We start from the raw sequence: 20,474 nt of genomic DNA on the forward strand, positions 1-20,474 counted from the left end.
CGCCCGGTCCCCGAGAACCCCGTGGGGTGGGAACACCACTGGTTGCCTAGGCTGCCGGAGTGTCCCCGGAGCGGGAACACGAGACGGTTAGGAGAAGCAACGTGTATTTCACCGATCGTGGTCTCGAGGAGCTGGAAGAACGGCGCGGCGACGAGCTGGTGAACCTGGCCTGGTTGGCCGACCGTATGCGCGCCTTCGTCGACGCGAACCCGGAGTTCGAGGGCGCGGTGGACCGGCTGGCCACCTTCCTCGCCAGAGACGAGGACGACGAGGAGGAGTTCAGCGAGGCGCCGGAGAGCTGAAAGCCGACCGTGCTTCTGTCCGACCGTCCTCCGCTCAGACGAGGCTCCACCCGCCGTGCCCGCGGGCAGGCGGAGCGGACCAGCTCGAAGGAGGTCCCGTCGAAAGGGTGCTGCGAGGGACGGGGCGGGGCACTACCGGGCGGCACGGAAGCGGGAGCGCCCGAACTCGGATGCGATGGTGCGCCCCGACGGGATTCAGGGCGCGGTGGACGGCGGGGGCACGGCGGAGCGCTGGGCTCCGCCGGCCCGAGTTCCGAAGGAGGACGCGCATCCGTGCTCTCCCGAGCACCTTCCGGACGAGAACGGACTCCCTCGTTTTCGCGAACCACACTTCCCCTCAAAAGTGAACACTGCGGAACCCGGGAATATCGGCGCGCTTGCCGGGCCCCAGCACCAGCAGAATCTCACCCTCACAGTTCGGCAGGGCGTACACTTTCGCCGAGGAATTGGTCTCGTTCCACATCTCCCCCGAGGCGCTCGTGTCGTAACAACCCTCGGGGTTGCGAAATATTATCAGATGACCATCCCGGTTCGCGTAGGTGAAGTCCCCGACGGCCGCGTGGGCGACCCCCGGAAACACCAGGAGCACACAAACGAGAAGAACACGAACCGGCAACGAAGAACGCAGCGAAATCACATCATTTCCCGGACCGGACACAGGACGCAAGAAACGCTATTCTCCACCAGCTCCGAAACGGTCGATTCCCCCTCTCCTCCACAGTGACGAAGAAACACTCGACCCGAGAGCGGAACACCATTGCGGTCAGACGCTGATACTCTCGAAATGCACCGGAGGTGGTGGTACCGACTTGCCAGCTTCAATCGTATACACGACGCTTCCCTTGCACCGGGCGTCGGTGTAGAGCAGGACTGTCCGTGTCGTCTTGTTGTTCAACGCCACTCCACCGGGGGTTGACATGCAGCCGTCAGGATTTTTAATGACGTGCCATTTACCGCTGCCGTCGCGCCACTCGATACTACCCCGATCAGCCGCGGCCGAACCACCCATGACAGCCATCCCGGCCGCCATGGCGACAGCACTCAGCACCACACCCAAACGCTTCATCACAAAACCCTCCACCAAAGTCACACAACCGAGACCACGAGCACGGCGAAACCTTCCGACGAAACACGGAATCACCGCACACCCCGATTCAGTTCGTCACGCTTCGAAGCTCTTGAAGTACACGTCGGGCGGCGGCACCAAACCGCCCGGCTTGACTGTGTACACTTCCATTCCGAAGCACTGTTCGTCGGTGTAGAGCACGATCGGTCCTGACGTGTTGTTTTTCAGCTTCCTTCCGCCGGGAGTGTCATAGCAGCCGTCAGGATTTACGATGGTGTGCCAGTCCCTGCCGTCGCTCCACTGGACGATCCCTGGGGCCGCTGCGGCCGAAGCACCCATGACAGCCGCTCCGGCCGCCATGGCGACAGCACTCAGAACCACACCCAAACGCTTCATCACGAAACCCTCCATCAAAGTCACACAACCGAGACCACGAGCACGGTGAAACCTTCCGACGAAACACGGAATCACCGCACACCCTGGTTGAGTTCTGAGTTCATTTCGTCCATATGCTCTCGAAGTTCACATCGGGCGGCGGCACCGACTTGCCCACCCCAACCGTATAAACAATCATCCCGTCACACCCCTTTTTCGAATACAACACGACAGGATCTGTCGTCTTGTTCTTCAACGCCACCCCGTCTGGGGTATCATTACAGTCCTTTGGATTGACTATCTCATGCCAGCGTCCTTCCGAATCCTTCCACTCGATGGTTCCTTGTCCTGCCGCGGCCGAACCACCCATGACAGCCGCCCCGGCCGCCATGGCGACAGCACTCAGAACCACACCCAAACGCTTCATCACGAAACCTTCCACCAAAGTCGCGAAAAAACATCGAAGTCGACGACACCAGGGGCGGTGGAACCTTCCGGCGAAACACGCTCACGGAAAGAACCACCGCACACCCCAAATCAGTTCGTCACGCCCTGATGCTCTCGAAGTTCACATCGGGCGGCGGCACCGACTTGCCCACCCCAACCGTATACACGACGCTTCCCTTGCACCGGGCGTCGGTGTAGAGCACGATCGGTCCTGACGTCTTGTTGTTCAGCTTCTTTCCGCCGGGAGTGTCATAGCAGCCGTCAGGATTTTCGATGGTGTGCCACTTACCTTGACCGTCGGCCCACTCGACGATTCCCGGGGCCGCCGCGGCCGAACCACCCATGACAGCCGCCCCGGCCGCCATGGCGACAGCACTCAGAACCACACCCAAACGCTTCATCACGAAACCTTCCACCAAAGTCGCGAAAAAACATCGAAGTCGACGACACCAGGGGCGGTGGAACCTTCCGGCGAAACACGCTCACGGAAAGAACCACCGCACACCCCAAATCAGTTCGTCACGCCCTGATGCTCTCGAAGTTCACATCGGGCGGCGGCACCGACTTGCCCACCCCAACCGTATACACGACGCTTCCCTTGCACCGGGCGTCGGTGTAGAGCACGATCGGTCCTGACGTCTTGTTGTTCAGCTTCTTTCCGCCGGGAGTGTCATAGCAGCCGTCAGGATTTTGGATGGTGTGCCAGTTACCTTGACCGTCGGCCCACTCGACGATTCCCGGGGCCGCCGCGGCCGAACCACCCATGACAGCCGCCCCGGCCGCCATGGCGACAGCACTCAGAACCACACCCAAACGCTTCATGACATACCTCGATTCATGTCGATTCGACGGGATTTCCGTCACAAAAAAACTAGCAACAGCAACGAAACGGCAACAGTCCCTCAACAGAGTGAGAAACAGGACAAAGAAGCTTGTGACACCATCCCCGAGCTCATTCAACCCCCAGGTGGGGAATTTTTGCCACCCGCAAGAATAACAAAAATAGAAACGAATTCTTTTTGCACCAGAACACACGAAACAGATCCTGAAAGCACCGCCGATCGCGGCGAGATTCACCCTCCTCGGGGGCACGTACGCGACCCGCCGCAGCCGCCCAGCCCCCACGGCCCCCGGCTCTGTTCAGTTCGGCTAATCCCCCTGTGCGGAAAGTCCTGCTGGACCGGGCCACCGCGCGGGGAGACAATCCCGAGCGGCGATCCCGAGGCACCCACCGGTGCCTCGGCGGCAGGAACGCGGCCTCACGACGGGCCAACAGCCCGGGCCGGATCGCCGTCGGAATGGGAGGAACCGTGCGAGCACTGGTGAAACCGGCTGCCGCCCCGGGGCTGGAACTCACCGAGGTCGCCGACCCGCGGCCCGGCCCCAGGGACGTGGTACTCAGGATCCTGCGAACCGGGATCTGCGGCACCGACCTGCACATCGACGCCTGGGACGAGTGGGCCGCCGCGAACATCGCGCCCCCGTTGATCGCCGGTCACGAGTTCGTCGGCGAGGTGGTCGAGGTCGGCGCCGGAGTGCGCCAGGTGGCCGTGGGCGACCTCGTCAGCGGGGAGGGGCATCTGGTCTGCGGGCGGTGCCGCAACTGTCTGGCGGGCAGGCGACACCTCTGCGCCGACACCAAGGGGCTCGGCGTGCACCACGACGGGGCGTTCGCCGAGTACGCCGCCGTCCCCGAGTCGAACTGCTGGGTGCACCAGCAACCCGTCGACCCGGACGTGGCCGCGGTGTTCGACCCCTTCGGCAACGCCGTGCACACCGCCCTGACGTTTCCGGTGGTGGGTGAGGACGTGCTGATCACCGGGGCGGGCCCGATCGGGCTGATGGCGGCGAGCGTGGCCCGCCACGCCGGGGCCAGGCACGTGGTGATCACCGACGCGAGCGAGTACCGCCTGGAGCTGGCCCGCCGCGTCGGGGTGGACTTCGCGATGAACATCGCCGAGCACGACCTCGACGAGGTGCAGGAGCGGCTCGGGATGACCGAGGGCTTCGATGTGGGCATGGAGATGTGCGGGCAGGCCGCCGCGCTGCGCGACATGATCGCCAACATGTCCCACGGCGGGCACATCGCCCTGCTCGGCCTGCCCGCCGAGGGGTTCGCGATCGACTGGAGCTCCGTGGTGCTGAAGATGCTCACCCTCAAGGGCATCTACGGCAGGGAGATGTTCGAGACCTGGTACTCGATGTCGGTGCTGCTGGAATCCGGCCTCGACCTGAGCCCGGTGATCACCCACCGCTTCGGGTACACCGAACACCGCGAGGCCTTCGAGACGGCTCGCCAGGGCCGGTGCGGGAAGATCATTCTGGACTGGACGGTGGAGCGGACCTCCGCGTGAGGAGCCGTTTCACCCATCACGAGTCACCGGCGAAAGGAAACCCATGTTCGGCAGCATCGCCGACGACCTCCGGGGCAGGCTGGACGAGATCCGTTCGGCCGGCCTGTACAAGCACGAACGCGTCCTGGAAACGCCGCAACGCGCCCGCGTGGGGGTCGGTGCGGACGGTTCCGAGGCCGAGGTGCTCAACCTCTGCGCCAACAACTACCTCGGCCTGGCCGACCACCCCGAACTGGTCGAGGCCGCCAAGCGGGGCCTGGACCAGTGGGGGCTGGGCATGGCCTCCGTCCGGTTCATCTGCGGAACCCAGGCGCCGCACAAGGAACTGGAACGACGGCTGTCCGAGTTCCTCGGCACGGGGGACACGATCCTGTACGGCTCGTGCTTCGACGCGAACACGGGGCTGTTCGAGAGCCTGCTGGACGACCAGGACGTGATCATCTCCGACGAGCTCAACCACGCGAGCATCATCGACGGGGTCCGCCTGTGCAAGGCCCGTCGGGCGCGCTACGCCAACCGGGACATGGCCGATCTGGAACGCAGGCTGACCGAGCACGCCGACGCCAGGTACCGCCTGATCGTCACCGACGGGGTCTTCTCCATGGACGGCTACCTGGCCCCGCTGGACGAGATCTGCGCCTTGGCCGAACGGCACGACGCCCTGGTCATGGTCGACGACTCGCACGCGGCCGGGTTCCTGGGCCCCAACGGCGCCGGGACACCGGAGCTCTTCGGGGTCACCGACCGGGTGGACATCGTCACCGGAACCCTGGGCAAGGCCCTCGGCGGGGCCAGCGGCGGTTACGTCTCCGCCTGGCCGGAGATCGTGGAGATACTGCGCCAGCGCTCCCGCCCCTACCTGTTCTCCAACTCGGTGGCCCCGCCGATCGTGTCCTCGGCCCTGGCCGCGCTGGACCTCGTCACCTCCCGGCCGGACCTGCGGGAACGGCTGCGCGCCAACAGCGAGCGGTTCCGCGCGGGCATGGCCGAGGCCGGGTTCGACCTGCTGCCCGGCGAGCACCCCATCATCCCGGTGATGATCGGCGACGCCGCCGAGGCCGCCCGCATGGCCGAACTGCTGCTGGAGGAAGGGGTCTACGTCATCGGGTTCTCCTACCCCGTGGTGCCCCACGGCAAGGCCCGCATCCGCACCCAGATGTCGGCCGCGCTCGAACCCGCCGACGTCGACCGGGCGGTCAACGCGTTCGTCCGGGCTCGGGAGAAGGCGGATAAGCTGGGCTGATGATTGACCCGCGTCGACTGGCCGTGCTGCGCGCCCTGGCCGACCACGGCACGGTGCGCGCGGCGGCCGAGACGCTCTTCCTCACCCCCTCGGCCGTGTCCCAACAGCTCACCGCGCTGGAACACGAGGCGGGCCAGGAACTGCTCGTGCGCAGCGGCAGGCGGGTGCGGCTGACGGCCGCGGGGGAACTGCTCGCCGAGCACGCGAAGAACGTGCTGGCCGAGCTGGAACGGGCCGAGGCCAGCATGGCCGCCTGCGCGGAGGGCTCGGTGGGGCGGGTCGAGGTGGCCGCCTTCGCCTCCGCCATCACCCGCGTGGTGGCCCCCTCCATCGCCGCGCTGCGGGCCCGCTCGCCGGGGATCACCGTGCTGGTCCGCGACGCGGAGGCGCACAACAGCCTGCTCATGCTGCTCTCCGGTGAGACGGACATCGCCATCTCGATGGAGTACAGCGCCACCGCGCGCTCCGACGAGCAACGGCTGACCCGTCGGGCGCTCTACACGGAACCGTTCGACGCGGTGCTGCCGCCGGACCATCCGCTGTGCGCCCGGCAGACGGTCACGGTGGAGGAACTCGACGGGGACGACTGGATCGCCCCCCTGCCGGACAACCCCTGTCGCGAGGTCACCCAGACGCGGTGTTCCGACGCGGGTTTCTCCCCGCGCATCACCCACGTCTCCGACGACTTCCACGCGGTGGTGGCGCTGGTCGCCGCGGGAACCGGGGTGGCGCTCGTGCCGCGTGGGGCCGTTCCGGCCGAGCACGGTGCCACGGTCCGCCCGCTGAGCCACCACGCTCCCACCAGGCGGGTGTTCGCCGCCGTCCCGCACGGCCGCGAGGAGCACCCACTGCTGCGCAGCGTGCTGGACGCGCTGCTCGACACGGCCCGTGGGCTGTGAGCGTTTCCGGCCACCGGCAGCGCGGGGCCGTTCGCGGAGCGCTCGTCCGTGTCATCCTCCGGGAAAGCTCCCGCGCACGACCGGCGCGCGAACGTCGGGAAGGCCGTCGCGTGCCTCCGGGCAGTGCCGGGGAAGCCGGCCACGAGGACAAGGAGCACGACCATGACCCAGAACGAGCACACCCCCGCCCACGAAGGTCCCGAGGACGGTTCGGGCGGGCGGACGAGCATAGCTCCCCCGGTGGTGCAGAAGATCGCCGCGAACGCCACCCGCGAGATTCCCGGGGTGCACGCGCTGGGAGGCGGGGCCTCCCGGGCGTTCGGGGCGCTGCGGGAACGCGTGCCCGGGGGCGGCACCTCCTCCACCTCGGGGGTCCAGGTGGAGGTCGGGCAGAGACAGGCGGCCGTGGACCTGGACCTGGTCGTGGACTACGGGGTGGCCATCGTCGACCTCACCAGGGCCGTGCGTCGGAACGTGATCGACACGGTCGAGCGCATGACCGGGCTGGAGGTCATCGAGGTCAACATCGCCGTCGGCGACGTGCACCTGCCCTCCCCCGAGGAGGAGTCCGGCCACGGGACCGCCCGCGTCGAGTGACCGGAACCCGCGCGCCGAGGTGGGCCGGAACGTCCGGAGTGCGCACACCGGGTGGCGAACGGGACGCGATATCGCTCGGAAGGGTGCGCGGAACCGGGTTCCGGTGATGGGATGCGTGCGAGAACCCGGAGGAGAGTGGGAGACGATGGCACCGCTCGAACACCGACTGCTCATCGGCGGGGACAGCCGCCCCGCCGAGGGCGGACGCACCACCACCGATACCGACCCCTACACCGGCGAGGTCTTCGCCGAGGTTCCCGCGGCCTCGCCCGAGGACGTGACCGCGGCCGTGGACGCGGCGGCGGCCGCCTTCCCGGAGTGGTCCCGCACCGGGGTGCTGCGCCGCAGGGAGATCCTGCTGCGCGCGGCCGAGCTGATGACCGAGCGCGCCGAGGAGGCGGTGCGGCTGATGGCCGGCGAGGTCGGGGGCACCCGGCCGTGGGCGCTGTTCAACGTCGAGCTCGCCGCCGACATCCTCCGCGAGGCCGCCGGATCGCTCACCGCGCCCCGAGGGGAGGTGCTGAGCAGTTCGGACCCGGACGAATGGGGCTTCGCCCTGCGCCAGCCCGCCGGTGTGGTCGCTGCGTTCGCGCCGTGGAACGCTCCCCTGATCCTCGGAACCCGCTCCTTCGCCGTGGCCGTGGCCGTCGGCAACACCGTGGTGCTCAAACCGAGCGAGGACGCCCCCGTCACCGCCGGGTACTGGCTGGCCGGGATCATGCGGGAGGCCGGGCTGCCCGACGGGGTGCTCAACGTGGTCACCAACGAGCGCTCCGAAGGGGCCGAGATCGGCACCACGCTGATCGCCGACCCGCGGGTCCGCCGGGTCAACTTCACCGGTTCCACCGAGGTGGGACGTTCGATCGGTGTCGAGGCGGCCCGTCATCTCACCCCGGCCGTGCTGGAGCTGGGCGGTAAGAACTCGGTGCTGGTGCTCGACGACGCGGACCTGGACTACGCGGTGGAGGCGGTGGCCTTCGGATCGTTCATGAACGCCGGTCAGATCTGCATGTCCGCCGACCGCGTGCTGGTGCCCGAGGGGATGCGTGCCGAGTTCGCCCGCCGGCTCGGCGAGAAGGTGGCGAAGCTGCCCTACGGGGACCCGCGCGACCCCGAGACCGTGATCGGCCCGGTCATCAACGAGCGGGCCGCGCTGCGGATCCGGGGGCTGGTGGAGGAGGCGGTGCGCGCCGGTGCGGTGCCGCACTGCGGCGCGCAGGAACCCCAGGGCACGCTGTACGCACCGACCGTGCTGGACAACGTCACCGCCCGGCAGCGGATCCACTCCGAGGAGATCTTCGGCCCCGTCACCACGGTGCTCGGTTACGAGTCGGTCGACCAGGCCGTGGAGGTCGTCAACGACACGCCGTACGGACTCACCGGAGGGGTGATCACCGAGGACACCCGACGGGGGTGGTCGATCGCCCAGCGGGTGCGCACCGGCATCTTCCACATCAACGACCAGTCCGTGGGTGACCAGCCGCAGGCCCCGTTCGGGGGATTGAAGGACTCCGGGTTCGGGCACTTCGGCGGACGCAACGGCGTCGAGGCGTTCACCGACACCAGGTGGGTGACCTTCCGGGAGCGGCAGGCGCGTTTCCCGTTCTGAGGGCGTGCCGCCCGAGTCCGGCAGCGGACGATCCGTGCCGGCGGGAGAGGCCGGGACGGCGCTCCCCCGCCCGCTCGGTTCACACCAGGCTCCGCCCGGCACGCCAGACCCGGTGGGTCAGCGGCACCCCGGGGCGGTAGGCCAGCCACGCCGCGCTGGGCGCGTCGAGTGCCTGCACGTCCGCCCTGGCACCGGGGCGCACCACTCCCACCGCCCCGTCGCCGCTGTCCCGTCCCAGCGCGGTGGCTCCGCCCCGGGTGGCCGCCCGGACCGCCTCCTCCACGCTCATTCCCAGCTGCAGCACGGCGGTGCTCACGCAGAAGGCCATGGAGGAGGTGTAGGAGGAGCCGGGATTGCAGTTGGTGGCCAGCGCCACGGTCGCCCCCGCGTCGAGCAGCTTCCGCGCCGGCGGCAGCGGCTGGCGCGTGGAGAGGTCGCAGGCGGGCAGCAGGGTCGCCACGGTCTCCGAGGCGGCGAGCGCGTCGACGTCGGCCTCGGTGAGGTGGGTGCAGTGGTCCACGCTGGCGGCTCCCAGCTCCACGGCCAGCTCGACCCCCGGGCCCGGTTCGAGCTGGTTGCCGTGCACCCGCAGCCCGAGCCCCCGCTCGCGGGCGGCCAGCAGCACCCGCCGGGACTGCCCGGCGTCGAAGGCGCCGCGTTCGCAGAACACGTCGCACCAGGACACGTGCGGGGCCACAGCGTCGAGCATCGGCCCGCACACCGTGTCCAGGTAGTCCGCGGCCTCGCGTTCCGGCGGAACCAGGTGCGCCCCGAGGTAGGTCACCTCGTCGGCCTCGGCCGCAGCGAGGCGTGCGGCACGCAGCTCGTCCTCCACGGTCAGTCCGTATCCCGTTTTGGTCTCCACGCAGGTGGTTCCCTGCGCGGCGGCCTCGGCGAGGTGGGCGCGGAGATTGGCCGCGAGTTCCTCGTCGGTGGCGGCGCGGGTGGCCCGGACGGTCCGGGCGATACCGCCGGCGGTGTAGGGCCGGCCCGCCATGCGTGCGGTGAACTCGGCGGTGCGGTCCCCGGCGAACACCAGGTGGGTGTGGCTGTCCACCCAGCCGGGCAACACGGCTCGTCCTCCCAGGTCGACCCGCTGGTCGGCCGCCGGGGCCCGCCGCTCGGGACCCACCCAGGTGATGCGTTCCCCCTCGAAGACCAACGCCGCCCCGGTCAGGCGGCCGAGCTCCTCGTCGTTGGTGGTGAGCTCGGAGATCCCGGTGATGATGGTGGCTGTCCGCAACTGCGTTCCGCTCCGTCCTCGTTCACCCCGCGGGGTGTCTCGTGTGCGACCGTCCTGCCGTGAGGGTCCGATCGTGGTCACGGCACTCCGAGCAGTTCCTCGACACTCGCGCGAAGCTCACCGGCCACGTCGGGCACCCGCAGATGCACCCCGTCCCGCACCACGGGCGTGCCGTCGACCACCACCTCCCGCACGTCCGCCGCCGAGGCCACCAGCACGGCCGAGGACGGCGGCACCCCGGCGAACTTCGCCCCGTCCAGGGAAACGGTGACCAGATCGGCGCGCTCGCCCGCCTCGACGGTTCCCGCGTCCGGCCAGCCGAGCGCCCGGTGCCCCGCGTAGGTGGTCATGGCGGTCAGTTCCGCCGTGGAGAAGTGCCCCCGCACCTCGCTGCGCAGCCGCATCCCCGACTCCACGGCCCGGGCCTCCTCGAACGGGTCGACGACCGAGTGCCCGTCGCTGCCCAGCGAGAGTGCGCAACCGGCCACGGCGAGCTCGTCGGCCGGACCGATGCCGTCGGCCAGGTCGGACTCGGTGGTGGGGCACAGGCACACCCCGGTGCCGCTGCGCCCGAGCCGTGCCACGTCCGCCGGTGCGAGGTGGGTGGCGTGCACGGCGGTGGTCCCGGCGCGCAGCACGCCCTGCTCGTCGAGCAGTTGTGTCGGGGTGCGGCCGGTGGCGGCCAGACAGGCGTCGTTCTCGGCGCGCTGTTCGGACAGGTGCAGGTGCAGCGGCACCCCTCCGGTGTGGGCGAACTCCCGCACCACCGGCATCTGCTCGGCGGGCACCGCCCGCACCGAGTGCAACGCGGCCCCCACCAGGACCCCCTCGTACTCGGGTCGGAAGTCCCGAACCCGCTCGGCCCAGTCCTCGGCCGTCCCGTCGGAGAACCGGGTCTGCACACCTTCCACCGGGGGGCCGAACCCGCTGCTCAGATAACAGGTGTCCAACAGGGTCAACCGGACTCCGGCCTCATCGGCCGCCCGGACCAGCGCGTGCGACATGGCGTGGGGGTCGGCGTAACTCTCCCCGCCGGGGGCGTGGTGCAGGTAGTGGAACTCGCCGACGGCGGTGATCCCGGCCAGCGCCATCTCCGCGTACACCCCCCGGGCGAGCCGGTGGTAACTGTCCGGATCGAGGCGGTGCGCCAGCTGGTACATCCGGTTCCGCCAGGTCCAGAAGGTGCCGCGCTGATCGGCGGTGCGGCCGCGCAAGGCGCGGTGGAAGGCGTGGGAGTGCGCGTTGGCCGCCCCGGGCAGGGTCAGCCCGTCCAGCCTCCGGGCACCCTGAGGGCACTCCTCCACACCGGGGGTGACCCGGGTGATGCGTCCCCCCGAGGTCTCCACGAGCACGTTCGCCGCGGGCCCCTCGGGAAGCCAGGCCCGTTCGCACCAGTAGGACATGACCCGCTGTCGCTCCTTCCCGGTCATCGACTCCACCGACGCAGCACCCGCGCCAGCGCCTCGGCTCCGGCGGTGCAGTCCGCCGCCTCCGCGTACTCCTGGGGAGCGTGGCTGATGCCGGTGGGGTTGCGCACGAACAGCATCCCGGTGGGAACGTGCGCGGCGAGCGTTCCGGCGTCGTGTCCCGCCCCGGTGGGCAAGGTGGGCGCGTCGAGCACGGTGGCCAGTTCGTCCCGCACCTCCGGGTCGAAGCGCACGGTGTCCGAGTAGGACTCCTCGGTCACGCGTGCCGTACACCCCTCCTCGGCGGCCAGTTCCCGGGCCCGCGCGGACAGCTCCTCGACCAGTGCCCTGGTGTCGGCGTCCTCGTGTGCCCGGGCGTCCAGCCACACGTCCACCGACTCGGCGATCACGTTGGTACCGCCGGGGACCGGGCGCAGCCTGCCCACCGTGGCCCGGGCGTCCGGGAACCGCCGCGCGACGGCGCGCGCCTCGGTGACCAGCCGCGCGGCCGGGATCATCGGGTCCCTGCGGTCGTCCATCGGGGTGGCTCCCGCGTGGTTCCCCTGACCGGTGAACCCGAACCGCCAGCGCCCGTGTCCCAGGATGGTCGAGGCCACGCCCACGGCCGAGCCGTGCTCGACCAGGCCCCGCCCCTGTTCGACGTGCAGTTCCACGAACCTGCCCACCCGGGGCAGGTTGACCCGGTCCGGTCCGGCCAGCTCGGGATCCGCCCCCGCGGCGCGCATCGCCTCGGCGAGGGTCGTGCCCGTCTCGTCCCGCAGCCCCAACGCCCGTTGGGGATCGGCGGATCCGCAGGCCAGGCGGGAACCGAGGCAGGGCACTCCGAACCTGCCGCCCTCCTCCTCGGCGAAGACCACCACGGCCAGCGGCCTGCCGGGGCGGAACCCCTCGGCCCGCAGCATGTCCACGGCGGACAGGGCGCTGGCCACGCCCAGCGGGCCGTCGTAGGCCCCTCCGCCGGGCACCGAGTCCAGGTGGCTGCCGGTGGCCACCGCGTCGTCGCCCGGTCCGGGCCACCACGCCCAGATGTTGCCGTTGCCGTCGGTGCGCACGTCCAGTCCCCGTGCTCCCGCCTGCCCGACGAACCATTCCCGCAGCTCCGTCTCGGCGCGGTCGAAGACGTGCCTGTGGTAGCCGCCCCTGCCGGGGACGACCCCCACGTCCGCGATGTCGGCGAGCAGTTCGTTCGGTGTGGCCACCGCATCCTCCGTTCGTCCGAGTGTGCCCGGCACCCCGGTGTTCTCCGTCAGGACGACTCGTTCGACCCGGGCGCGCGCCCGGCGTGCTCACGCGGAACCCGGTGTCAGCTCTGGTGGGGAACGTGGAGGCCACGCTCGGCGGCGACCCGCCGGGCCCGCTCGTAGCCCGCGTCCGCGTGACGCAGCACCCCGGTGGCGGGATCGTTGCTCAGCACCCGGCTGAGCTTGCGCGCAGCCAGGTCGGTGCCGTCGGCCACGGTGACCTGCCCCGCGTGTAACGAACGTCCCATGCCGACCCCACCGCCGTGGTGCACGGACACCCAGCTCGCCCCGGAGGCGGTGTTGACCAGCGCGTTCAGCAACGGCCAGTCGGCGATCGCGTCCGAGCCGTCGGCCATGCTCTCGGTCTCCCGGTAGGGCGAGGCCACCGAGCCGGTGTCCAGGTGGTCCCTGCCCAGCACCACGGGCGCCCGCAACTGGCCGGAGGCCACCATCTCGTTGAACCGCAGCCCGGCCCGTTCGCGCTGGCCGTAGTCCAGCCAGCAGATCCGCGCGGGCAGTCCTTGGAAGGAGATCCGCTTCCCGGCCATCCTGATCCAGCGGGCCAGGTGCTCGTCCTCGCCGAACAGGTCGAGGATCGCCCGGTCGGTGGCGGCGATGTCGGCCGGGTCCCCGGACAGCGCGGCCCACCGGAACGGGCCCTTGCCCTCACAGAACAGGGGACGGATGTAGGCGGGCACGAAACCCGGGTAGTCGAAGGCCCGTTCGTAGCCCGCAGCACGCGCCTCTCCCCGCAGCGAGTTGCCGTAGTCGAAGACCTCCGCGCCGGCGTCCAGGAACCCGACCATGGCACGGACGTGCTCGGCCATGGACTCCCGCGCCCTGGCGGTAAACCCTTCCGGGTCACGGCCGGCCAGCTCGTGCCACTCCGAGTTGGACACGCCGACCGGCAGGTAGGACAACGGGTCGTGGGCCGAGGTCTGGTCGGTGACCACGTCCACCTCGACCTGGCGGCGCAACAGCTCCGGCAGGACCTCGGCGGCGTTGCCGATCACCGCCACCGACCAGGGCTTGCGTTCGCGCTTGGCCTGCTCCGCCCGGGTGACGGCGTCGGTGAGGTCCTCGGCGACCTCGTCGAGGTAGCCGTGCCGCACCCGGCGGTGCGCCCGCTCGGCGTCGCACTCGACCACCAGCGCCACGCCCTCGTTCATGGTCACGGCCAACGGCTGCGCCCCGCCCATGCCTCCGAGTCCGGCGGTGACGGTGAGGGTTCCGGCCAGGCTACCGCCGAAACGCTTGGCGGCCACGGCACCGAAGGTTTCGTAGGTGCCCTGCAGAATCCCCTGGGTGCCGATGTAGATCCAGGATCCGGCCGTCATCTGGCCGTACATGGTCAGCCCCAGGGCGTCGAGCCGACGGAACTCCTCCCAGGTGGACCAGTCTCCGACCAGGTTGGCGTTGGCGATCAGCACGCGCGGAGCCCACTCGTGGGTGGTCAGCACCCCCACGGGTTTGCCGGACTGCACCAGCAGGGTCTCGTCCTCGCCGAGGGTGGTCAGCTCGCGAACCAGGGCGTCGTAGCTGGCCCAGTCCCTGGCCGCCTTGCCGGTCCCGCCGTAGACCACGAGGTCCTCGGGGCGTTCGGCCACCTCCGGGTCGAGGTTGTTGCGCAGCATGCGCAGCGGGGCTTCGGTGCTCCAGCTGCGGGCGGTGAGCTCGGTGCCGCGCTGGGCGCGCACGGTGCGGGGTCCGGTGTTCACTGGTTTCCTCCCTGGACGAGGGGATCGACGTGTTCGGCGGCGACCGCACGGACCCGCCCGGAGGCGAGGAGCTGTTCGGCCGCTTCGATCTCGGGAGCCACGTGGCGGTCCGGCCCCGGCCCGGCGACACGGGTGCGCAGCAGGTCGCGCACGGCCCCGGTGGCGGGGGCGGGACTCAGCGGTGCCCGCAGGTCGAGGGCGCGGGCCGCGACCAGCAGCTCCACGGCCAGCACCCGGCGCAGCCCGTCGACGGCCGAGCGGAGTTTGCGGGCCGCCGACCAGCCCAGGGACACGTGGTCCTCCTGCATCGCGCTGGTGGGAACCGAGTCCACCGAGGCGGGGTTGGCCGAGCGCTTCAGCTCGGTCAGCACCCCGGCCTGGGTGTAGTGGGCGATCATGTACCCGGAGTCCACCCCCGGGTCGTCGGCGAGGAAGGCGGGCAGACCGTGGGAGCGGGCCACGTCGAGCATGCGGTCGGTGCGCCGTTCGGCGATGCCGGCCACGTCGGCCACCGGTATCGCCAGGAAGTCGAGGACGTGGGCCAGCGGGGCGCCGTGGAAGTTGCCGTTGGACTCCACGCGTCCGTCGTCGAGCACCACGGGGTTGTCGATGGCCGCGGCGAGCTCCCGTTCGGCGACGGTGCGGGCGTGGGCGATCGTGTCCCGTGCCGAGCCGTGCACCTGGGGGGAGCAGCGCATCGAGTAGGCGTCCTGCACCCGGGTGCAGTCGGGGCCGCGGTGACTGGCCACGATCCCCGAGTCGCTCAGCAGCGCACTCATCCGGGCGGCGGACAGCGCCTGACCCGGGTGTGGGCGCAGCGCCTGAAGGTCGGCGGCGAAGGCCCGGTCGGTGCCCAACAGGGCCTCCACGCTCATGGCCGCGGTGACGTCGGCGATGTCGACGAGCTCGGACAGGTCGCGCAGGGCCAGCACCAGCATCCCGAGCATCCCGTCGGTGCCGTTGGTCAGGGCGAGCCCCTCCTTCTCGGCCAGGGTGACCGGCTCGATCCCCGCCTCACGCAGGGCCTCGGCGGCGGGACGACGGGTGCCGGAGGTGTCGAACACCTCCCCTTCCCCGGTCAGGGCGAGAGCCACGGCGGCCAACGGGGCGAGGTCCCCGGAGCACCCCAGGGAGCCGTACTCGTGCACCACCGGGACCATGCCGGAGTTGAGCAGCGCGGTCAGTGCGTGGGCGGTTTCCGGGCGCACACCGGTGCGTCCGGTGGCGATGGTGTGCAACCGCAGCAGCATCAGCGCCCGGACCACCTCCGGTTCCACCGGCGGTCCGGTGCCCGCCGCGTGCGAACGCACGAAGGAGGCCTGGAGGGCAGCGCGACGTTCCGGAGGGATGTGGCGCACGGCCAGTGCCCCGAAACCGGTGGAGACGCCGTAGGTGGGCTGTTCGGCCGCGGCGAGGGTGTCGATGTGTTTCCTGGTCTCGCCGATCCCCTGCTCGGCCCGGTCGGACAGCCGCACCTCGGCGTGGCCCCGGGCGACCGCGAGCACGGTGTCGACGGTGAGCGGCTCGGGACCGAGCTCGGTGACGCGGTCCGCGCTTTCGGCGTGGTGCTGCATACGTCCATCCCATCGCGGTGGGAGGGACTCGGAAAGCCGGGGTAGCGTGTTCGTGTCTGGGATTTCAGACATCGACTCCCGGGAGGGTGCGATGGGAGCGAGCAGCGACGTCCCGGCCCTGCGGCGGGGGCTGGCGGTGCTGCGGCTGCTGGCGACGCGCGCGGGGCCGGTCTCGGCGGGTGTGATCGCCCGCGAGCTGGAGCTGCCGCGTTCGACGACGTACCACCTGCTGGGCGAGCTGGTCGAGGCCGGTTTCGTGACGCACCTGCCGGAGGAACGTCGCTACGGCCTGGGGGTGGCCACCTTCGAGGTGGGGTCGGCGTACCTGCGCCACGAGCCGTTGGAGAGACTGGCCGGGCCGCTGCTGCGCGGGCTGGTGGACCAGGCGGGGTACAACGCCCACCTGGGGGTGCTGCACGGTGGGGAACTGCTGTACCTGATCAAGGAACGTCCCGCGCAGCCGCAGACCCTGGTCACCGACGTGGGGGTGCGGCTGCCCGCACAGCTGGCGGCCTCCGGACGGGCGATGCTGGCCCACCTGCCCCGGGTGCAGGTGCGGGCGCTGTTCCCCCGTGCGGAGAGCTTCGTGCTGCGTACCGAGCGGGGTCCGCGGAACCTTCCGGAACTGCGGCGGCTGCTGACCCGGGAACGGCGACGCGGCTGGTCGGTGGAGGACGGGGAGATCACCGAGGGCTTCGCGTCGGTGGCCTGTCCGGTTTTCGACCACAACGGGCATCCGACCGCGGCGATCAGCATGACCATGCGGCACCACTGCTCCGAGCCCGGCGAGGCCGGGAGCACCGACCGGAACCGGCAGCCGTGCGGGTCCGTCTGGCCGGACCTGGCGCGGCTGGTGCGGGCCACCGCCGAGGAACTCACCTCGCGTGTCGGGGGACGCCCCGCCCCGGACGGGTCCGGCTGCGCCTAGACCCGGCCGGGAAGGGGAACAGCCCACGGAGCGGGCTCACAGGTCGAGACCGCCGACGAACTCCTCGGCGAGCTCGCGCGGATTGGCCTTGTCCACGGACATGCGCCGGTTCATCCGCGTCAGATCCCGCGTGGTCAGCTGCTCCGAGACCCTGTCGAGCACCCCGCGCTGCTCGTCGTCCAACTCACCTCGGTTCACCAGCGGAACCACGTTCTGCGCCGGGAACATGTTCTCCGGGTCGTCCAGTGTGACCAGATCGTTCCGGTCGATGGCCGCCGTGGTGCTGAACAGGTTGGCCACCTGGATCCGCCCCTCGGTCAGTTCCTTGACCCGCACACTGCCGGCTTGCAGATTCCTGATCTCGGAGAACTCGCACCCGTACACTTCGGAGATGCGCTGCTTCCAACGCGGTGCCCACTCGGCCGGGGCCCCCAGCACCAGATCACCGCACCGGCCGTCGAGATCGGCCATCGAACGCAGCCCGCTGTCGGCGGTTTTCTCGGTCACCGCCAGCACGTCGGAGTTCTCCGCGGAGGAGTAGTCCAGCACCCGCAGCCCCTCCGGAAGCTTCGCGCGCAGCTCGGAGTGGATCCGCTCCGATCCGGTGGCCTCGGTGTCGTCGTCGAAGTGCCGCAGCAGGTTCCCCGTGTACTCGGGAATCACCGAGATCTCCCCGTCCCGGACGGCGTTGACGTAGACCTCCCTGGCACCGATGCGTCCCTTGGTGCGCACCTCGGCACCGGTCTCGCGCAGTGCCTCGGCGTAGATCTCCATCAACAGTTGGCTCTCGTTGAAGTCCGCCGAGCCCACCACGATCGGCCCACCGGAGTCGTCGCCCGTCCCGGTCGGGTCGGAGCACCCCACCAGCGCTCCCAGGGCGGTCACCAGTGTCACCACCGACACGAGCAACCGTTTCATCGCTACCTCCTTCTCCGGGACGTGGTCCCGCTCCCTGCGGCGAGAAACACGCCGCGAGGTGTGACCAGGCGGGTGAGCCCGGCCAGCACCAGGTCGACCAGCACGGCCAGCAGTGCTGTCAGGATCGCCGCCCCGGCCATTCGTTCGTAGTCGTTGATCCGCTGCCCGGTCAGCAGGATCTGCCCCAGTCCACCGAGCCCCACGTAGGCCGCCACCATGGCGGTGGCCATGACCTGCAACATCGCGTTACGGACACCACCCATCAGCAGCGGCAGCGCGTTGGGCAGCTCCACCTTCCACAGCCGCTGCCGGGAGGTCATGCCCATGCCCCTGGCCGCGTCCACCACGTGAGCGGGCACGGCGCGTATTCCCGCGTAGGTCCCGGACAGCACGGCGGGTGTCGCCAGCACGGTCAGCGCCACCAGCGCGACACGTCCGCGGAAGACCAGCGCCAACAGGGTGACCAGCCCGAGTGTGGGCAGGGCACGCAGCGCGTTGCCGAACCCGACGGCGAACACCGCACCGCGCCCGGTGTGTCCGATGTAGAGACCGGCGGGTACCGCGAGCAGGGCCGCGCTGGTCACCGCGAGAACGCAGTAGAACAGATGCAGCAGTGTCTGCCGCAGGATTCCGTGGGGGCCGCTCCAGTTCCCGGGGTCGAGCAGCCAGGCGAGTATCTCGGTGATCAGGGCTGGCTCACCGCCTTTCCGCGCGTTCCCAGGGGGTCAGCAACCGCCACAGCGCGACCAACAGCAGGTCCACCGCCAGCGCCAACAGCACCGTGGCCACGATTCCCACGACGATCCGCACCGTGTCCGGCATCGGAAACCCGACGGTGAACAGCCTGCCCAACCCGCCGATGCCGATCAGCGCCCCCACGCTGACCAGACTGATGTTGCTCACCGAGGCCACCCGCACGGCCGAGGTCAGCGCGGGCACCGCCAGCGGCAGCTCCACCGTCAGGAAACGACGGTGCGTCCGGTACCCCATGGCCGTGGCCGCCAGTGTCACGTGCTCCGGAACGGCCTCCAACGCGTCCAGCACCGGACGCAGCAGCAGCGCCGTCGTGTACAGCGTGAGCGCGACGACCACGTTGACCGGCGAAGTGTATCCTGTGCCGATCACGCTGGGCAGCAGCACGAAAACCGCCAACGAGGGCACCGTGTAGACCACGTTGGCTCCGCCGAGCAGCGGGGCACGCAGCCAACGGAGCCGTTGGGCGAGCCTGCCCAGCGGCAACGCGAGCAGCACACCGGCGGCTAACGGCACCAGGGAGAGGTAGACGTGCTGGCCGAGCTGCTCGAACAGTACCTCCCGGTTGCTGGGGCTGGAGAAGTAGCGGATCAGTCCCTCGAACACTGGACAGCACCCTCGGTCAGCACGGGACTTCGTCTGTTCTCGATCAGTTCCAGCACCTGTCCGGTGGTGATCACGCCCTGGAACACGCCGTCCGCGTCGACCACCACCCCCCGTCCCGTCGGGGAGGACAGCGCGGCGTCCAGTGCCTCGCGCAGCGGGCGGCCCAGGGTGTGGAGCGATCCGCCGGCGACCAGCTGGTCCTCGGTGAGCCGTCCGCGCACGGTCGATTCCGGAGGCAGCCAACCACGCGGACGGTCCTGGTCGTCCAGCGCCAGCACCCACCCGGCCCGGCTGGGCACGTCCGCACTGGTGTCACCGATGTGGACGGTGTCAACGGGGCCGGGCTCCAGGCCGGAGGAGTCCACGAAGGACAAACTGCGGTACCCGCGGTCCTTGCCGACGAACGAGGCCACGAAGTCGTCGGCCGGCCGCGCGAGCAGTTCCGCCGGCGCGGCGTACTGCGCCAGCTCTCCTCCCTGTCGCAGCACCGCGACTCGTTCACCCAGTCGGATGGCCTCGTCGACGTCGTGGGTCACGAAGAGCACCGTCTTGCCCAGCTCCTCCTGCAACCGCAACAGCTCCTGCTGCAAACCGGCGCGCACCACGGGATCCACGGCGCTGAACGGCTCGTCCATGAGCAGCACGGGCGGGTCGGCGGCCAGCGCCCTGGCCACCCCGACCCGCTGTTGCTGTCCTCCGGAGAGCTGTCCGGGATACCGCTTACCCAGTTCCCGGGACAACCCCACCCGCTCCAACAGTTCCTCGGCGTCACGCCGGGCCTTTCTGCGGGACGTCCCGAACAACAGCGGAACGGTGGCCACGTTGTCCCGCACCGTGCGGTGGGGGAACAGCCCCGCCTGCTGGATGACGTACCCGATGCCGCGACGCAGCTCGGCCGGGTCCGAATCACGAACCTCCCTGCCGTCAAGCAGCACGGCACCGGAGGAGGGCTCGACCATGCGGTTGACCATCCGCAGCAGCGTGGTCTTGCCGCACCCGGAGGGGCCGACCAGCACGGTGACGGTTCCCGCCGGAACGGTCAGACTGAGTTCCCGGACGGCGACGGTGCCGTCGTCGTACTGCTTGCGCACGGTTCGGAACTCGATCATCGAGCCCCCTCGAGGATCACCGACGGTCACTCGCCGACCGTCACAAGCTTCGCCGAGCCTAACCC

The 20,474-nt window shown here is 70.0% G+C and carries 22 protein-coding genes; 7 read left to right on the forward strand and 15 right to left on the reverse strand.

The genetic code is table 11. The features are described 5' to 3' along the window. Positions 1 to 101: 101 nt before the first annotated feature. Positions 102 to 302: a DUF6104 family protein gene (locus tag CEP50_RS11205; RefSeq protein WP_106113896.1), complete on the forward strand. Its 201-nt coding sequence runs from the start codon at positions 102 to 104 to the stop codon at positions 300 to 302. A gap of 337 nt (positions 303 to 639) precedes the next feature. Here CEP50_RS11205 and CEP50_RS11210 read toward each other — a convergent pair whose 3' ends face one another. The 6 genes from CEP50_RS11210 to CEP50_RS19905 form a co-directional block, all read right to left on the reverse strand. Then, positions 640 to 891 (reverse strand): hypothetical protein, encoded by a 252-nt coding sequence (locus CEP50_RS11210; protein WP_146134797.1) that lies wholly within the window; start codon positions 889 to 891, stop codon positions 640 to 642. A 174-nt stretch (positions 892 to 1,065) separates the two neighbouring features. Beyond that, positions 1,066 to 1,392 (reverse strand): hypothetical protein, encoded by a 327-nt coding sequence (locus CEP50_RS19895; protein WP_146134798.1) that lies wholly within the window; start codon positions 1,390 to 1,392, stop codon positions 1,066 to 1,068. 72 nt (positions 1,393 to 1,464) lie between these two features. Then, entirely contained in the window at positions 1,465 to 1,788 is a 324-nt protein-coding gene (locus tag CEP50_RS11215) for a hypothetical protein (protein ID WP_106113898.1), read from the reverse strand. 76 nt (positions 1,789 to 1,864) lie between these two features. Continuing rightward, positions 1,865 to 2,170, reverse strand: a complete 306-nt coding sequence (locus CEP50_RS19900; protein ID WP_146134799.1) for a hypothetical protein — start codon at positions 2,168 to 2,170, stop codon at positions 1,865 to 1,867. Positions 2,171 to 2,288: 118 nt separating this feature from the next. Beyond that, the gene (locus CEP50_RS11220; protein ID WP_106113899.1) at positions 2,289 to 2,591 is read right to left on the reverse strand and encodes a hypothetical protein; all 303 of its coding nucleotides are present in this window, start codon (positions 2,589 to 2,591) and stop codon (positions 2,289 to 2,291) included. A 118-nt stretch (positions 2,592 to 2,709) separates the two neighbouring features. After that, positions 2,710 to 3,267, reverse strand: a complete 558-nt coding sequence (locus CEP50_RS19905; protein WP_146134800.1) for a hypothetical protein — start codon at positions 3,265 to 3,267, stop codon at positions 2,710 to 2,712. A 233-nt stretch (positions 3,268 to 3,500) separates the two neighbouring features. Here CEP50_RS19905 and tdh point away from each other — a divergent pair, with 233 nt between their 5' ends. The 5 genes from tdh (at position 3,501) to CEP50_RS11250 (ending at position 8,892) form a co-directional block, all read left to right on the forward strand. Further along, positions 3,501 to 4,544 carry an L-threonine 3-dehydrogenase gene (tdh, locus tag CEP50_RS11230; protein WP_106113933.1) on the forward strand — a complete coding sequence of 348 codons (1,044 nt, stop codon included), beginning with the start codon at positions 3,501 to 3,503 and terminating at the stop codon, positions 4,542 to 4,544. 43 nt (positions 4,545 to 4,587) lie between these two features. After that, positions 4,588 to 5,787 (forward strand): glycine C-acetyltransferase, encoded by a 1,200-nt coding sequence (locus tag CEP50_RS11235; protein ID WP_106113901.1) that lies wholly within the window; start codon positions 4,588 to 4,590, stop codon positions 5,785 to 5,787. Continuing rightward, positions 5,787 to 6,686: a LysR family transcriptional regulator gene (locus CEP50_RS11240; protein ID WP_106113902.1), complete on the forward strand. Its 900-nt coding sequence runs from the start codon at positions 5,787 to 5,789 to the stop codon at positions 6,684 to 6,686. Before CEP50_RS11235 ends, CEP50_RS11240 begins: the two co-directional genes overlap by 1 nt. A 162-nt stretch (positions 6,687 to 6,848) precedes the next feature. Then, positions 6,849 to 7,283: an Asp23/Gls24 family envelope stress response protein gene (locus CEP50_RS11245; protein ID WP_106113903.1), complete on the forward strand. Its 435-nt coding sequence runs from the start codon at positions 6,849 to 6,851 to the stop codon at positions 7,281 to 7,283. Between the two features lie 145 nt (positions 7,284 to 7,428). Continuing rightward, positions 7,429 to 8,892 (forward strand): aldehyde dehydrogenase family protein, encoded by a 1,464-nt coding sequence (locus CEP50_RS11250; RefSeq protein ID WP_106113934.1) that lies wholly within the window; start codon positions 7,429 to 7,431, stop codon positions 8,890 to 8,892. A 79-nt stretch (positions 8,893 to 8,971) separates the two neighbouring features. Here CEP50_RS11250 and hutI read toward each other — a convergent pair whose 3' ends face one another. From hutI to hutH, 5 genes are all read right to left on the reverse strand, one after another. Beyond that, the gene (gene hutI / locus CEP50_RS11255) at positions 8,972 to 10,135 is read right to left on the reverse strand and encodes an imidazolonepropionase (protein WP_106113935.1); all 1,164 of its coding nucleotides are present in this window, start codon (positions 10,133 to 10,135) and stop codon (positions 8,972 to 8,974) included. A 77-nt stretch (positions 10,136 to 10,212) separates the two neighbouring features. Then, positions 10,213 to 11,538: a formimidoylglutamate deiminase gene (locus CEP50_RS11260; protein WP_106113937.1), complete on the reverse strand. Its 1,326-nt coding sequence runs from the start codon at positions 11,536 to 11,538 to the stop codon at positions 10,213 to 10,215. 23 nt (positions 11,539 to 11,561) lie between these two features. After that, positions 11,562 to 12,761 carry an allantoate amidohydrolase gene (locus CEP50_RS11265; protein ID WP_106113936.1) on the reverse strand — a complete coding sequence of 400 codons (1,200 nt, stop codon included), beginning with the start codon at positions 12,759 to 12,761 and terminating at the stop codon, positions 11,562 to 11,564. 104 nt (positions 12,762 to 12,865) lie between these two features. Beyond that, the gene (gene hutU / locus CEP50_RS11270; protein ID WP_106113904.1) at positions 12,866 to 14,521 is read right to left on the reverse strand and encodes a urocanate hydratase; all 1,656 of its coding nucleotides are present in this window, start codon (positions 14,519 to 14,521) and stop codon (positions 12,866 to 12,868) included. Next, a complete protein-coding gene (hutH, locus tag CEP50_RS11275; RefSeq protein ID WP_106113905.1) occupies positions 14,518 to 16,095 on the reverse strand; it encodes a histidine ammonia-lyase in 1,578 nt (525 codons plus the stop codon). The genes hutU and hutH overlap by 4 nt, the downstream gene beginning before the upstream one ends. Positions 16,096 to 16,186: 91 nt before the next feature. On the opposite strand from hutH, the gene CEP50_RS11280 reads away from it, so the two are divergent. Continuing rightward, positions 16,187 to 17,023 carry an IclR family transcriptional regulator gene (locus CEP50_RS11280; protein WP_106113906.1) on the forward strand — a complete coding sequence of 279 codons (837 nt, stop codon included), beginning with the start codon at positions 16,187 to 16,189 and terminating at the stop codon, positions 17,021 to 17,023. A 36-nt stretch (positions 17,024 to 17,059) separates the two neighbouring features. Here CEP50_RS11280 and CEP50_RS11285 read toward each other — a convergent pair whose 3' ends face one another. The 4 genes from CEP50_RS11285 to CEP50_RS11300 form a co-directional block, all read right to left on the reverse strand. Then, entirely contained in the window at positions 17,060 to 17,941 is an 882-nt protein-coding gene (locus tag CEP50_RS11285; RefSeq protein WP_106113907.1) for an ABC transporter substrate-binding protein, read from the reverse strand. A gap of 2 nt (positions 17,942 to 17,943) precedes the next feature. Next, the gene (locus tag CEP50_RS11290) at positions 17,944 to 18,525 is read right to left on the reverse strand and encodes an ABC transporter permease (RefSeq protein ID WP_258175162.1); all 582 of its coding nucleotides are present in this window, start codon (positions 18,523 to 18,525) and stop codon (positions 17,944 to 17,946) included. A gap of 112 nt (positions 18,526 to 18,637) precedes the next feature. After that, entirely contained in the window at positions 18,638 to 19,300 is a 663-nt protein-coding gene (locus CEP50_RS11295; RefSeq protein WP_106113909.1) for an ABC transporter permease, read from the reverse strand. Then, on the reverse strand, positions 19,285 to 20,409 hold the full coding sequence (locus CEP50_RS11300) for an ABC transporter ATP-binding protein (protein ID WP_106113910.1): 1,125 nt from the start codon (positions 20,407 to 20,409) through the stop codon (positions 19,285 to 19,287). The genes CEP50_RS11295 and CEP50_RS11300 overlap by 16 nt, the downstream gene beginning before the upstream one ends. Between the last annotated feature and the right edge of the window lie 65 nt (positions 20,410 to 20,474).

This window comes from Actinopolyspora mortivallis (genome assembly GCF_003001495.1).
GTDB classification, from domain to species: Bacteria; Actinomycetota; Actinomycetes; order Mycobacteriales; family Pseudonocardiaceae; genus Actinopolyspora; species Actinopolyspora mortivallis_A.